The sequence below is a fragment of the Cardinium endosymbiont of Nabis limbatus genome, from assembly GCF_965196625.1.
In the GTDB taxonomy this organism is placed as follows: Bacteria; Bacteroidota; Bacteroidia; order Cytophagales; family Amoebophilaceae; genus Cardinium.
Window position 1 is genome coordinate 193306 of the sequence record NZ_OZ239769.1, and the last position, 13605, is coordinate 206910.

Consider the following 13605-nt stretch of genomic DNA (forward strand, 5'->3'; position numbering starts at 1 on the left):
AAAAGTTTCGGAACCCATTAAAATAAGCAAATAGAGTCTGGTGTTTAAAAATCCACAACCCTTACGCTAGTGCCTATTATAATTATTTAAGAGCTCCTGTATAATATCACAATCGCCTTCGTCTTTTTCCTTAGCCAGATCAAGTGGGGTTTTTCCATCTTTATCCTTAATATTTATATCAATGCCTTTTATTTGCAATAGCCACTCAGCTGTGTTTTTAAAACAACCATGTATTATTGCTTCATGCAAAACAGTCCTTTTATAAGTATCTTGCAAATTTGGATTAATTTTATCTTTAACGCCTGGAAACAATTTTATAATGTGTTCCCAACCCCTTCGACTCAGCATATGCAAAACGGTATCTCCACGCTCGTCTTGTTGATTCACATCCACACCCTGATCTATTAAGAATTTAACGCGCGCTTCATCTTTATCTGGTCTTACCGCTACCTTCATCAATAGAGTGCTGTTTGTGACCTCCTTTGCATCTTTATTTAGTCCTTTTTCAAACAATTCTTGCATGCTTTTTTTCGAAAAATTATTCGCATCAAGGTACTCCATAATCTCATCATCTATAACCATAGAATCCTTTACCGGCGGCACGCCATCATCAGGCTGCGCAGTAGTAGTACTAGAAGGCTGTAAAGTACTCCATAATCTCATCATCTAGATCTATAACCATAGAATCCTTTACCGGCGACACGCCATCATCAGGCTGCGCAGTAGTAGTACTAGAAGGTTGTTCTGTACTAGTAGTACTTTTTACAGTAGTGATAGGATCCTCTATAGTCGTACTACTAAGTGGCAATTCTGTACTGCTTCCATCACCCCATGTTTGATTGCCTTTTTCTATTGCTTGAGTAACAGTTTTATTTAATGCACTCATATCGGACAGTGGAATGGCAGTAAAATTGAATGGTATGGTACCATTATTCATATTAAGTCCCACTGCATTGGATGGAGTTGTAAAATGATATAGGCGATAGCCTCCCAGTATACCAACACAAACCACCCCTGCTCCCACTACCTTGATGCAACCCTTAGTGGAACCCGGCAAGCTATTCCACATTCCCATAAGATTACCCTCCATATAGTCCCTTTCATACCTCCTGTTACGTACACCCAACTCCTGCCTTGTACCTATACAAGCAGATAGAGTATTAAAGCCTAGTAGGGCCATAAAAAAGAGGGGCCTATATTGTGTATATTTTTTCATAAAATTGATTGTTTAATCGTATGTTATCATCACCACTAAGCAGCGCTTTTTCAATAGACCTCTTGCATAACCTATTTCTAATGGCCATTTTGGTGTCAAAGCTTGTCTACGCTCCTCAAATACATTTAGTATTCTGCAGTGCTCGAATACGTTTCTCCTAAAAATTGCTGATCATAAATAGCTTATGCAAGAGGTCTAATAGATATCTTATATCTAAATAATCTATTTGACATTGCGCAATCTGCTTAACTTTTATAATCTTATTACCTAAGAAAAAAAACCTTAATGAGGCACAATAGAAAGGCAGGATTTGCCTAACCACTTGCATATTCCTTCGTTAAGTATTTCATAATAGATAAAAATAAATATACATCCAAATAAAAAGTGATTAAAAAAGACAAAGAAGGGTGTGCGGGGTAAACAATAAAAACTAAACCCTTTCAAAGATTTACTAAATATAAGGTCTATGCAAATATTCCAGTAGAGAGCGTTCACCACGAAATACAGCTAATAGTGTTCGGGCACTATCTCCATCTTTATCCTCTATATCTAGATTAATGCCTTTGGCATTTTCTACTAGGCTAAAGATATTCTCATGACCTTCTCTTATTGCTAGATGCAAAGCGGTATTCAGATCGTTATTCTGTACATTTACATCAATTTTTGGGGCATTCACTAATAGATGCAAAGACGTGTTTCTATTTTCATTTTTATGGTTTATATTATTTACATCTTTAGTTTTAAAGCGCTGTCTTAGACCGCTTAAATACCCATTACCATCTACTTTATCACCCATACCCAATTGCTCTCTTGTATTTACACAAGCAGATAAAGCACTTAAGCTTAAGAGGCCGATAAATAAGCTTACCTTATAGTTTTTAGGCTTTCATGACATTAATATTTAATCGCATGTTATAAGAACTACCAAGCAGAAGTCCTTCAATGCATATTGAACTTCAAAATGTATTCAAGCAAAAAAATAAATAGAATTACAAATATCTGTGATAAAAAACACAATACTTGAAGCATAATTGCGTAATAGAAAAATACAATTGCTACCTAAGGCCTAGTGTAAATAACGTGTTGTCACACAATAGAAGCTGATGCAGCTTTATTTAAGATGAAATGCATAAAAAACAACTTAAAAGTTATCAATAAGTTGAAAAATTCCTTGTAAAGCACTATATTTGGCCCCTAGTACTAGGTCCATTGCAGATTGCAGATTGTATATAGTTGCTCCATTCGATATGGGGGTAACTTAGCATACATACAAAAGAGTAACTAAATATAACCCCTAGATTCTATATCTAAAAGGTTTATCTACTTGTTTCACAATTCGTTCTACTTTGGATTCAGTAAGCAACTTTGAACCAAATCATCCATAATTATGCAACACAATACACTTTTATATCGCTTTTTTTTTGACCCACTTGCACATGGTGTAACCTGTATGGTAGTGGCCTATCTAGTGGCACCGGCTCAATTTGTTAAGGTAGTCTATCAGGAAACAGGTGAAGCCTATCTCTCTATTATTACAAGATGTATACGTACTAAAAATTTTAAATTGTTTTTTTCTGGAGCACATATTTATGCACTTCGGCAATTTATAGCCGCTTTAGCCTTTGGGGTTTCACAGTGGCTTTTTCTTTGCTCTACTGGCTATTATGCCATAACCAACTTTACGCTATTGGTCATCTGGGAGTGCTTCTTAGCGGGAATGGTAGAAACAGCTGTGACCATATACAGCGAAACAAAAGAAATTGCTGCCAATAAAGGGGCTTTAATGAAAAGAAAGGAAAAGGTTATGGACATTATAACGCCTATCCTTCTAAGGAATATACTCAGTGGCTCGGCATGTATATTGGCCTATGAATTTACCAAAGAGCTAAGTGGAATATGGGTCAATATGATGGTTAGTACCGTATTGGGTATAGCGGTATCTGCGCTAACTATGCCATTTGATCTGATCGCCACACAAAATTGTGGATCAGAAGTCCCTATGACTTGGATAGGTCGATTAAAGCACAACATTACAGCAGAAAAAAATTTTCTTGTAATCTTCAATGGGTTAACGATGCGGATTGTGCAAATCGTTCCCTACTCTGTTGCGCATAGCCTTGTAATGCTTTTCTTAGGGCAGTCCTAAGGTTAATTAAAATCAATATGAAACAAGTACGTGCGCTACTAAAAAAATGGTCTCCTATCCACTGGCCTATGCAACGCAGTGAACTGAAAAAGTTTTTTTCTATGGCTATATTGATGTTTTTTATCTTGCTGAACCAAAATTTAATTCGTGGCATAAAAGACAGCCTTGTGGTGACTTTAATAGGGTCGGAAGTATTAAGCTTTATTAAGCTATTTGTTGAAATGCCTGCAGGGATTTTATTTGTAGTGCTCTATACCGTCTTATGCAATAAGATGACCACAGAAAACATCTTTAGAGGAATCATACTTTTTTTTCTCTTTTTTTTTATACTATTCGGCTTTTTTTTGTTCCCTTATCAAACGCTATTGCATCCCGATCCGTATCGGGTAGATAATTGTATTAAGCTTTATCCCCATTTTAAATGGTTTTTTATCATGTGGGGCAAGTGGACATTGGTCCTTTTCTATACGCTAGGTGAACTTTGGCCTATGGTCGTTTTTACGCTCTTATATTGGCAATTGGCCAATAAAATAACCAAAACGGAAGAAGCGGGTCGCTTTTACTTCTTTTTCAACCTGGTAGGGCAAGCCAATTTGCTTATTTCTGGGAGCATTATGGTCTATTTTTCGCGCAGCGACCATTTTTTATTGCCTTTTCTAGGTGCAGCTAAAACAGAAACGGTACTGAAAATAGCTGCGCTTATGGTAATCGTTACCATCCTCTGTTTGGCTATTCTGATTTTGCACAGATATATTGAAAAGCATATCATGCATGGCCAAACCATACAGGCTAAACCAACTGCTACACTACAATTAGGGCTATATAAAAGTTTTAAGATGATTTCCAGATCTAAATATCTTGGATTAATTTGTGTATTGATGATCTCTTATTCAATGGTTATTCATTTAATAGAGGGAATTTGGTTCCACGAGACCAGTCTGCTGTATAAAAAGGATCCTACAAATTTTATGACCTACCAGGGCAAAGTGCTATTCTGGACGGGCATTTGTACCCTTATCTGTTCTTGCTTTGGCAGCGCGGTTATTCGGAGGCTCAGTTGGTTAGGTGCTGCATTGGTTACGCCGATTATCACGCTTGTAGTGGGCAGTTGTTTTTTTCTTTTTACAATAGCAGCCCATTTCAGCTTTTTACCGGAAACCATAATGGGTATATCCACTTTAGCTGCCATTGTAGCCATTGGTGGTCTACAAAATGTATTGGCGAAAGGAACAAAATACTGTTTTTTTGATGTAACGAAAGAGATGGTCTACATTCCTTTAGATAATGAAATGGGCACAAAGGGCAAAGCAGCCGTAGACATATTAGGTGGAAAAATAGGCAAATCTGTAGGCGCGGTTTTGCAAGTAATCTGCTATACTATTTTTGCTGCTGCGCAGCCCGATCAATTGGCGCCATTTTTAATGGTAATCTTTTTTTTAATTTGCATCATTTGGATTACATCCGTTGGCATGCTTTCAAAGAGATACCATAGTTTGATAAGAAAGACGGATGCCACGATGTTGAACTAAAAAGATAAGGTTATGCGTAAGATAGATGTACTACCTATTGGTTATTCAGATGTTCAATCAGTCATTGAAACAGGCTATTATGTAGATAAAACACGATATGCACAAGCGCTAATTGAAAAGAGAAATCCTGTATTTATAGCCCGGCCTCGCAGATTTGGGAAATCATTATTTATCAATACACTGGCTACTATAGCTAGTGGAATTGAAAAATTATAATCTTGATGTTACTGAATACATGGGTCAATCGTGCTACGACTTTGCCTATCCTTTACGGAGATACACTGTAAAATAATTGGCCAATAGATGCTCTTTTATTTTTTATAAATCCATTTTAGCACTTAGTAGAAGTTTTATAAGCTTATATCTTGATCAGTTAGTATTAAATTTACGGTAATTTTCTTTCTCCCTGATACCATTAGGGGACCACGACCTATAGAACCCTATGAAAGCGTTGATTAAAGCAAAACTAAAAGGAGATCCCATTATATGGGGCATTGCATTTGTATTGTCTAACCTAAGCATTCTCACCGTCTATAGTGCCTCTAGTTCTTTAGCCTATCGGCAAATGCACCACAATACCGAATATTATTTAGTAAGACAGGCGCTACTAGTAGGCGCCGGCTTGGCGGCTATGTGGTTAAGCCACCGGGTTGATTACCGCTACTATGCGACCCTGGCTAAAGCAGCACTTTGGATATCCATTCCGCTATTGCTCGTAACTTGGCGCTATGGATTAAAACTCAATGAAGCTTCCCGTTGGCTGAACATTCCTTTTATCAATAAATCCTTCCAACCCTCTGACCTAGCACAACTTGCACTGATTATACGAATCGCCCATATGCTGGCCAAACAACAAAAAAAGATTACTTGCTTTAGATCTGCCTGCTTGCCTATGTTAACCTGGTCTGGTCTGATTAGTGGGTTAATTGCTTTAACCAATTTCTCTAGCGCTATACTATTATTTGGCACCTGTTTGGTGCTTATGTTCATTGGTAGAATCCCGATCAAATACCTGCTCATTATCGTATGCGCCGGTATCCTAGCTGGAGGAGGCGCATTGGCCTGCGGCCAACGGGGTGGAACCGCCATCAAACGCATAGAAAATTTTCTCAAAGGTGACCTCTCCTTTCAAATGGAACAATCTTATATCGCCATTGCAACTGGCGGACTGGCGGGCAAAGGCCCTGGCAACAGCACCCAACGCAACTTCTTACCCCACCCCTACTCCGACTTTATTTATGCCATATTAATCGAAGAATATGGCCTGATAGGAGGTATATTCGTTATGGTACTCTACCTCATTTTACTATATAGAGCCATTGCTTTACTCCCTACAGCAACGCACTACTATGGAGGCATTTTGGCGACAGGCATAAGTCTTTTGCTTGTATTTCAAGCTTTATTGAATATGGCCATTGCAGTAGGTCTTGGCCCTGTTACAGGGCTACCATTGCCATTTGTGAGCATGGGGGGCACCTCACTTGTATTTACAGGCATTGCACTAGGCATATTATTAAGCATTAGTCAGGGAGAAATTGATACAGAACTCGTAACTTTAAAAAAAGAAGTTGCGGGCATCCGTTATAATAGGTATAGAAAAAAATCCTAAATATTAGGATGGATATAAGCCAAAACTTCCTTTTACGATTTCTATAAAAATCTAAAAATAGAGCTATTTTTTTTGTATATTGTCAGGATTCCTATCTTACTGCTGTAAGCTGGAATCATTCTAAAAAAGCATAATTTTAGGGTTGTTACATAGCATCTGTTCGGGATTAAATTTTCAGTTGCATGAAATAAGATTATTATTTTTAAGCCCAGCACACGTTTATGGAGCCTTGTGCGCTTCATTCTGCCTTTTTGTGCCTATTTTGCTTTTATAACGCGCTTATGTTTTAGTGATAAATGGATAGTAATAAATTAGTAGAGTCATTTGCAGAATTTGCCAAATCTAAAAATATTGATAGGCCCACCGTCATACGCATCTTAGAAGATGTATTTCGCGCGGTGATGCTCAACAAGTTTGGAAATAGTGACAATTTTGATATCATTATCAATCTTGATAAAGGAGATTTGCAGATATGGCGTTTCCGTGAAGTTATAGCTGATGATGCAGCAGATGCATCTGCACCCAATAAAATACCCCTCTCGGAGGCGCGAAAAATAGAAGCCGATTTTGAACTGGGAGAAGAGCTCTCTGAGGAAATTAAAATTTCTGATTTTGGCAGAAGGCTTATCATGACTGCTAAGCAAATGCTTGTACAAAAGATTCGAGAACTGGAGAAAGAGGCGCTTTATAATAAATATGAACAGCTCGTGGGCTGTTTGATTTCAGCTGAAGTAAATCAAATTTTGAGTAAAGAAATCATCTTACTAGATGATGAAAACAATGAGCTTTTTTTACCAAAATCAGAGCAAATACCTAAAGATCAGTTTAAAAAAGGAGAACATATTCGCGCGGTTATTTGCAGGATCACATTTCACAATGCCACGCCTCGCGTTATACTTTCTAGGACGTCGCCGCTTTTCTTAGAAAGGCTATTTGAAAATGAGATTCCTGAAATCCAGGATGGCCTTATTGCCATAAAAAAAATCGTAAGAGACCCAGGGGCTCGTGCGAAAGTAGCGGTTGAAACTTTTGATGATAGAATTGACCCAGTTGGCGCTTGTGTGGGCATCAAAGGATCTCGTATACACGGGATTACCAAAGAACTCCAGTATGAAAACATTGATATTATTAATTATACTGATAACTTAGAGCTCTATATTGCGCGTGCCCTAAACCCTGCATGCATCAATCGAGTCGAACAAAATGGTGAAAGAATCTCTGTTTACTTACATCCTGATCAAGTCGCCCTAGCGATTGGCAAAGGCGGCCAAAATATCAAACTAGCAGGTATGCTCATTGGCAAAGAAATAGATGTGTATAGGGATATTCCTACCCATTTAGAGCAGAATGATATTGCGCTTTCTGAGTTTAGTGATGCCATTGAGCCTTGGATTTTGGAAGAACTGCATAAAGTCGGTTTAGACTCCGCGAGAAGTGTTTTAGCCCTATCCAAGGAAACCCTTGAGCAACGTGTTGATTTGGAACAAGAAACAATAGATGAAATCTATGCTATATTAGACCAGGCGCTTAATAGTTAACCTAAATATGCCTTCTAGGTAGAGAAAGATAGCCCATGAATGAAGAAAAAAGCATGCGACTCAGCCAAGTGGCTCGAAAGTTAAATGTAGGAACAGAAACGATTGCTTCTTTTTTAGCCCAAAAAGGGTTTGTAGTAGACCATAAGCCCAATGCTAAAATAACGGCTGAACAATTTAATCTACTGGCTGCTGAGTTTAGCTCAGCTGGTATGGATAAACAAGAAGCTACACATGTAACCATCGGCAAAACGTATCCAACGCTTTCTGCAGCAGCTGATAAACACAACAGTGTAAAAAGCAAAGAGCAAGTAAAAAAGAAGACAAAAACACAAGCAAAAGTGCACAGAGCAGAGGAAAGCCAGCCACCTGTTCATTACGAAGCCTCTGTTCCGGTTTTACCGGGCTTAAAACCGGTTGGGAAAATTAATTTGGCAATTGAAAAAGCCAAAGCTGAAGCACAATCTGCTATTGTTGAGGGACCAGAACTACCAGCTGCTCCAGCAACGGCAGGCCCTGATGGCCCATCACCTGTAAAGAATTGGGATGAAACAGCAGAAAAAGCTCCTGTTAAACCAGATAAAATAACCTTTTCAGACCAATTGAGAAGGCCTACTATAGTAGGCAAAATGACTTTACCTGAACCTACCTCCAGAAGGCACCACCATAGCCGTGGAGCGGCATCCCAAAAGTTGAATGGAGCAATGGGCACCTCTAAAACAGGCGGCACAAAGCCACAAGCTAGGGGAAAAAGCCCCATAGAGGCTACCATTCCACCTAGACCTATAGGGGGTAAAAAAGCAGGGTCCTTTAAGTTTAGCACAAACGCTAATCCTCCGCGTAGGGAAAAAGATGCTAAAATAGGGGTAAAAGAGCAAGAAGGCGTATCTTCACAAGAAATAGAAAGCCAAATTAAAAGAACCTTAGCAAAACTAAACCAAGGTACCAGCGATGGCGCACGTTCAAAATATAAAAGAGACCGGCGTAGTGCCCACCTAGAAGCGGAAGAAAAACGCCAACGCCAAGCAAAGGCAACAGAAAAAATCTTAAAAATCACCGAGTTTATTTCAGCCAATGAGCTAGCTTCCTTTATGGACATTACGGTAAATGAAGTGCTTTCTACTTGTATGTCTTTAGGTATGATTATCTCTATCAACCAACGTCTGGATGCAGAAGCCATTACAGTTGTTGCCGATGAGTTTGGCTATAGCGTAGAATTTGTTGACCTACATGATGAAGAAGTAGATAAAGAGGCTGAAGAGGTGCAGGGTGAGCTGGTGGAGCGTCCGCCTATTGTCACCATAATGGGCCACGTAGACCACGGAAAAACTTCATTACTGGATTATATTCGTACTACAAAAGTAACCGCCAGAGAAGCGGGTGGCATTACCCAACACATTGGGGCCTATGATATTATTACCGATCAAAACAAAAAAATTGTTTTCTTAGACACACCGGGTCACGAAGCTTTTACAGCCATGCGTACCAGAGGTGCCCAGGTCACCGATATTATTGTCATTGTAGTAGCTGCAGATGACAGCATTATGACCCAGACCAAAGAGTCGATTAGCCATGCGCAAGTAGCGGGTTGTCCGATTATTATTGCCATCAATAAAATTGATAAACCTCAGGCCAACCCAGAAAAGGTTAAAGAAGATTTAGCCAACCTCAACATCTTAGTGGAAGACTGGGGTGGAAAGTATCAATGCCAAGAGATCTCGGCCAAAACAGGGCAAGGGGTAAATGAACTTTTAGAAAAAATTCTTCTGGAAGCCTCTCTGCTAGATTTACAAGCAACCCCTTCTAGAAAAGCCAAGGGTACAATTATTGAGTCTTTCCTAGACCCTGGTAGGGGCTATGTATGCACGGGCATTGTACAAGACGGTACCCTACGCGTAGGGGACATTGTGCTAGCTGGTGTTTATTATGGAAAGGTCAAAGCCATGTTAAACCACCAAAACATTCCGCGCAAAGCAGCTCCTCCTGCCACACCTGTCCAAGTCTTGGGGTTAAACGGTGCACCGAGAGCAGGCGATACCTTTCGTGTAATGGGTAGTATAAAAGAAGTAGGCGAGTTGGCGCAAAAAAAGCAACAGTTGTTACGTGAACAAGCCTTACGGACCAAATCCCACCTTACCCTTGATGAAATTGGGCGCCGTTTGGCGGTAGGGAACTTTAAAGAACTCAATATTATCATCAAAGGAGACATGGATGGTTCTATTGAGGCATTGGCCGATGCATTGCTTAGGTTATCCCATGAGGAAGTAGAGGTGAATATTCTACACAAATGTGTAGGTGCGGTTTCAGAGTCTGATGTGCTCCTTGCTGCCGCCGCTCAAGCGATTATTATCGCCTTTCATATTAAGCCATCTGCACAAGCTAAAAAATTAGCCGAAAGAGAAGGAGTAGCCATCAAACAATATTCGATTATTTATAGTGCCATCGATGATGTGCGTGGTGCAGTACAAGGACTTTTGGCCCCTACTATAGAAGAAGTGGCTACTGGTCGAGCAGAAATTAAAAAAATCTTTACCTTTTCAAAAATTGGTAATATTGCAGGATGTCAAGTGCAAACAGGCTTTATTAAACAATCCAATCCCATACGTGTCATCCGGAAAGAACAAGTGGTATTTACAGGTGCCATCCATACCATAAAGCATGGACTAGAGGAGATGAAACAGGTAAAATCTGTTTCTGAATGTGGTATACATATTAAAAATTTTGATGAAATTGAGGTAGGGGATATTATAGAAGGCTTTGAACGAAAAGAGATTAAAAGAGAGCTTTAGATACGCTGCACTTTTCTTGATAAAACGGATGATGCGCCTACCCCTTTTTGCTTGATCAAAAAGGGGAAAAAAATCAAGCCCTGTGCAAAAAGTTGCTAAAAGCACAGCTTACAGATGGAAAAACAGGGGCCATACTGCAATCCTTCCCTGAAAACTGTTTTTCTTTTCATCTGTAAGCTGCACTTTCTAAACGTAACTTTTTACAATGGGCGGGGTTTCGCTTATTTTGGAGTAATTTTGCCATACAGCTGAATAGACAACGGCGCCAACTTAAGGTACTAATGGCCACCGATAAAGGAATTTGGCTCGGGGGGCAGAAAAGAGGTATTTTTTTCTTTATTTTTAGTACAAACCTATGAAAGTGGCTATACTTAAATTTGAAACAGAGCTTAAATTCATTGCGGTTATAGCCTTTTGGGGCATTCGGTGGCTTTATGCCTATCTGACTGCTTCGAATGAATCAATGTCCAATATGGAACCAGAGGAGCTAGAACAACTAAAAGAACGAGATGAAACAGTACAAAACGGCCCAGATACGCTCCCTCCTATTGCTACTGCGCCAATCGCTGAAAAAATAGTAGCTACCACGCCACCAGCTGTTGCTTTACCACCATTAGCAATAGCAAATCACCCATTATTGCAATCAACGGCAATAGAAAACCGAAAAACTGCCTTGCGTAGCAAACGAAAATTATTTAGAAATATATTGCTGGTGGATGCACTGATGCAACGCAAAGGATTTATAGCGTAATGCTTGTATAAATATAAGATAGTTACAACACAGGGGTGCGTTTTTTATTTTTAGGACGTTATTTTTGGTATGGTGGCCCTTGATAAAGGAATTTGGCGCTTTCAGTAAAACGGTAGTCTTTGAGCGAACTCTTTTTCAGCGGATCAGAAAAACAGCCTTGTCTGAGCCCGCACAGCGGGCGAGTTCTGTTTTTCCCGCTTAAAAAGAGTTCGTTTCATTATTTTTACTGTGTACCAAATTCATTTATCGAGGGCCATAAGCGCGAGGGGGGGAGCGTGCAAACAACTTAATAAACACAATTCCTTAAGCTCTTCCATATGGCTAAATGGATACTTTTCTATTAACCCTATCACACATGAAAGATTATACCGAAACACCAGCACATTGCATTACCGTTACAAAAGAACAAGCCCATCTTCGTATAGATAAATTTCTATCAGAGGTTTTACAAATCAGTCGAAATAAAATCCAAGAAGCCATTTCTGGTCAATCGGTTGTAGTCAATAACCAGCTGATTAAATCAAATTATATCGTTCAACCCAAAGACGAAATAGTAGCCCGTATACCCCATCCTATAGACCTAACAACCCTTACACCAGAAGCCATTCCATTAGATATTGTCTATGAAGACGACCACCTACTGGTCGTCAATAAACCCGCCCAGATGGTTGTACATCCAGATAGCGCCCACCGAACCGGCACACTAGCCCATGCCCTATTGCATCGTTATGACCACTTGCCTTTAAAAGACCATATGGCTACCAGGCCTGGCTTGGTGCATCGGATTGATAAAAACACATCCGGCCTATTGGTAGTAGCCAAAACAGAAAAAAGCTTGGCAGCTTTAGAACATCAATTCTACAACCATACCGTAACACGAACCTATTATGCACTGGTTTGGGGCAATCCCCAAAATGATACCGGAATGATTAATGTCCATATAGGCAAAGACAGCCATAACCATCAAAAGATATCCGCTTTTCCAGACAACCAACAAGGCAAAAAAGCCGTTACCCACTATCAAGTGATCAAACGACTCCACCATGTTGCCCTTGTAGCCTGTAGATTAGAAACCGGACGTACCCATCAGATTCGCGTGCATATGAAACATATAGGCCATCCGCTCTTTGGAGACCCTCAATATGGCGGCGATACAATCGTTAGTGGCCAGCGCTATGCCTCTTATAAGGCCTTTGTGCAGAACTGTTTTAAACTAATGCCCTATCAGGCACTCCATGCAGCGGTTCTTGGCTTTAACCACCCCGTAACAGCAGCCCCTATCTCCTTTGAAGCCCCTTTACCGGAAAATTTTGTTAAACTTATAGTAAAATGGGAAAAATATGTAACAGACAAATTCCTCAGCACAAGCGCGCTTCAAAAAAGTCTAACGTCCAGCCATGTTACGGAAGATCAAACAGCAAATCAAACAAGCCTTTCATTTTTCCAATAGGGAAAGCAACGGCTTACTGGCCATTATTGTACTGATCTTCCTTTTAATCATTGCACCCAAGGTATATAAAGTATATTATACGCACACCCATAAACCCTTAGACCACAACGCAGACATTGCTCTGTTGGAAAAAAACTTAATCTTATTACAAGAAAATAGCCGTAAAGTAACCCCAATACCAATCAATACAGCTACGCCCAAAGCGTTGCAAACCATAGCAGGCATTACGCAACCACTCGCCATCAGAATCCTACGTTATAGAGACAAACTAGGTGGATTCGTTTCGTTTGATCAATACAAAGAAGTATATCATCTACCTAAACCACTTCAAGTCAGATTAAGCCAATGCACCACTATACCAGCAGAATATAAGCCTAAAAAATTATCATTAAACCAAGCAACCTTTCAAACATTGGTCGCACACCCTTATATTTCAGCTGCTATGGCCAAAGCCATTACAGCGTATAGAAAAAAGAAAGGCCAGTTTACCACGCTGCGTGCCATACAAAACCTACCCGGATACCATCCCGATTGGGGAAAAAAAATCATGCCCTATCTTTCATTTTAACATAGAAAATGA

At 39.7% G+C, this 13605-nt stretch carries 12 protein-coding genes; 9 read left to right on the forward strand and 3 right to left on the reverse strand.

Annotation, left to right across the window (positions count from 1 at the left end; genetic code table 11):
- Positions 1-66: 66 nt before the first annotated feature.
- The 3 genes from ACOALF_RS00950 to ACOALF_RS00960 form a co-directional block, all read right to left on the reverse strand.
- Complete coding sequence (locus ACOALF_RS00950; RefSeq protein ID WP_419241591.1) at positions 67-666, reverse strand: ankyrin repeat domain-containing protein; 600 nt, start codon at positions 664-666, stop codon at positions 67-69.
- Positions 632-1216, reverse strand: a complete 585-nt coding sequence (locus ACOALF_RS00955; RefSeq protein WP_419241592.1) for a hypothetical protein — start codon at positions 1214-1216, stop codon at positions 632-634. Before ACOALF_RS00955 ends, ACOALF_RS00950 begins: the two co-directional genes overlap by 35 nt.
- Before the next feature lie 451 nt (positions 1217-1667).
- Positions 1668-2012, reverse strand: coding sequence for an ankyrin repeat domain-containing protein (locus tag ACOALF_RS00960; RefSeq protein WP_419241593.1), 345 nt, complete (start codon positions 2010-2012; stop codon positions 1668-1670).
- Between the two features lie 591 nt (positions 2013-2603).
- Between ACOALF_RS00960 and ACOALF_RS00965 the strand changes: the two genes are divergently transcribed.
- The 9 genes from ACOALF_RS00965 to ACOALF_RS01005 all read left to right on the forward strand — a co-directional run bounded on the left by ACOALF_RS00965 (position 2604) and on the right by ACOALF_RS01005 (position 13593).
- A complete protein-coding gene (locus ACOALF_RS00965) occupies positions 2604-3362 on the forward strand; it encodes a hypothetical protein (RefSeq protein WP_419241594.1) in 759 nt (252 codons plus the stop codon).
- Between the two features lie 17 nt (positions 3363-3379).
- Positions 3380-4891 (forward strand): Npt1/Npt2 family nucleotide transporter, encoded by a 1512-nt coding sequence (locus tag ACOALF_RS00970; RefSeq protein WP_419241595.1) that lies wholly within the window; start codon positions 3380-3382, stop codon positions 4889-4891.
- Positions 4892-4903: 12 nt separating this feature from the next.
- A complete protein-coding gene (locus ACOALF_RS00975; RefSeq protein WP_419241596.1) occupies positions 4904-5107 on the forward strand; it encodes an AAA family ATPase in 204 nt (67 codons plus the stop codon).
- A 226-nt stretch (positions 5108-5333) separates the two neighbouring features.
- The gene (locus ACOALF_RS00980) at positions 5334-6500 is read left to right on the forward strand and encodes an FtsW/RodA/SpoVE family cell cycle protein (protein WP_419241597.1); all 1167 of its coding nucleotides are present in this window, start codon (positions 5334-5336) and stop codon (positions 6498-6500) included.
- A gap of 296 nt (positions 6501-6796) precedes the next feature.
- Positions 6797-8038 (forward strand): transcription termination factor NusA, encoded by a 1242-nt coding sequence (gene nusA, locus ACOALF_RS00985; RefSeq protein WP_419241598.1) that lies wholly within the window; start codon positions 6797-6799, stop codon positions 8036-8038.
- Between the two features lie 35 nt (positions 8039-8073).
- Positions 8074-10824, forward strand: a complete 2751-nt coding sequence (infB, locus tag ACOALF_RS00990; protein ID WP_419241599.1) for a translation initiation factor IF-2 — start codon at positions 8074-8076, stop codon at positions 10822-10824.
- 355 nt (positions 10825-11179) lie between these two features.
- Positions 11180-11575 (forward strand): hypothetical protein, encoded by a 396-nt coding sequence (locus ACOALF_RS00995; protein ID WP_419241600.1) that lies wholly within the window; start codon positions 11180-11182, stop codon positions 11573-11575.
- A gap of 355 nt (positions 11576-11930) precedes the next feature.
- Positions 11931-13025 carry an RluA family pseudouridine synthase gene (locus ACOALF_RS01000; protein WP_419241601.1) on the forward strand — a complete coding sequence of 365 codons (1095 nt, stop codon included), beginning with the start codon at positions 11931-11933 and terminating at the stop codon, positions 13023-13025.
- A complete protein-coding gene (locus tag ACOALF_RS01005) occupies positions 12973-13593 on the forward strand; it encodes a ComEA family DNA-binding protein (protein ID WP_419241602.1) in 621 nt (206 codons plus the stop codon). Before ACOALF_RS01000 ends, ACOALF_RS01005 begins: the two co-directional genes overlap by 53 nt.
- Positions 13594-13605 lie beyond the last annotated feature (12 nt).

Bases quoted from the DNA above. Each gene is read 5' to 3' on its own strand.
- ACOALF_RS00980 (WP_419241597.1), top strand. From the start codon at position 5,334: ATGAAAGCGTTGATTAAAGCAAAACTAAAAGGAGATCCCATTATATGG.
- ACOALF_RS01000 (WP_419241601.1), top strand. From the start codon at position 11,931: ATGAAAGATTATACCGAAACACCAGCACATTGCATTACCGTTACAAAA.
- ACOALF_RS00995 (WP_419241600.1), top strand. From the start codon at position 11,180: ATGAAAGTGGCTATACTTAAATTTGAAACAGAGCTTAAATTCATTGCG.
- ACOALF_RS00955 (WP_419241592.1), bottom strand. From the start codon at position 1,216: ATGAAAAAATATACACAATATAGGCCCCTCTTTTTTATGGCCCTACTA.
- ACOALF_RS01005 (WP_419241602.1), top strand. From the start codon at position 12,973: ATGTTACGGAAGATCAAACAGCAAATCAAACAAGCCTTTCATTTTTCC.
- ACOALF_RS00975 (WP_419241596.1), top strand. From the start codon at position 4,904: ATGCGTAAGATAGATGTACTACCTATTGGTTATTCAGATGTTCAATCA.
- ACOALF_RS00950 (WP_419241591.1), bottom strand. From the start codon at position 666: ATGATGAGATTATGGAGTACTTTACAGCCTTCTAGTACTACTACTGCG.
- infB (WP_419241599.1), top strand. From the start codon at position 8,074: ATGAATGAAGAAAAAAGCATGCGACTCAGCCAAGTGGCTCGAAAGTTA.
- ACOALF_RS00965 (WP_419241594.1), top strand. From the start codon at position 2,604: ATGCAACACAATACACTTTTATATCGCTTTTTTTTTGACCCACTTGCA.
- ACOALF_RS00960 (WP_419241593.1), bottom strand. From the start codon at position 2,012: ATGGGTGATAAAGTAGATGGTAATGGGTATTTAAGCGGTCTAAGACAG.
- ACOALF_RS00970 (WP_419241595.1), top strand. From the start codon at position 3,380: ATGAAACAAGTACGTGCGCTACTAAAAAAATGGTCTCCTATCCACTGG.
- nusA (WP_419241598.1), top strand. From the start codon at position 6,797: ATGGATAGTAATAAATTAGTAGAGTCATTTGCAGAATTTGCCAAATCT.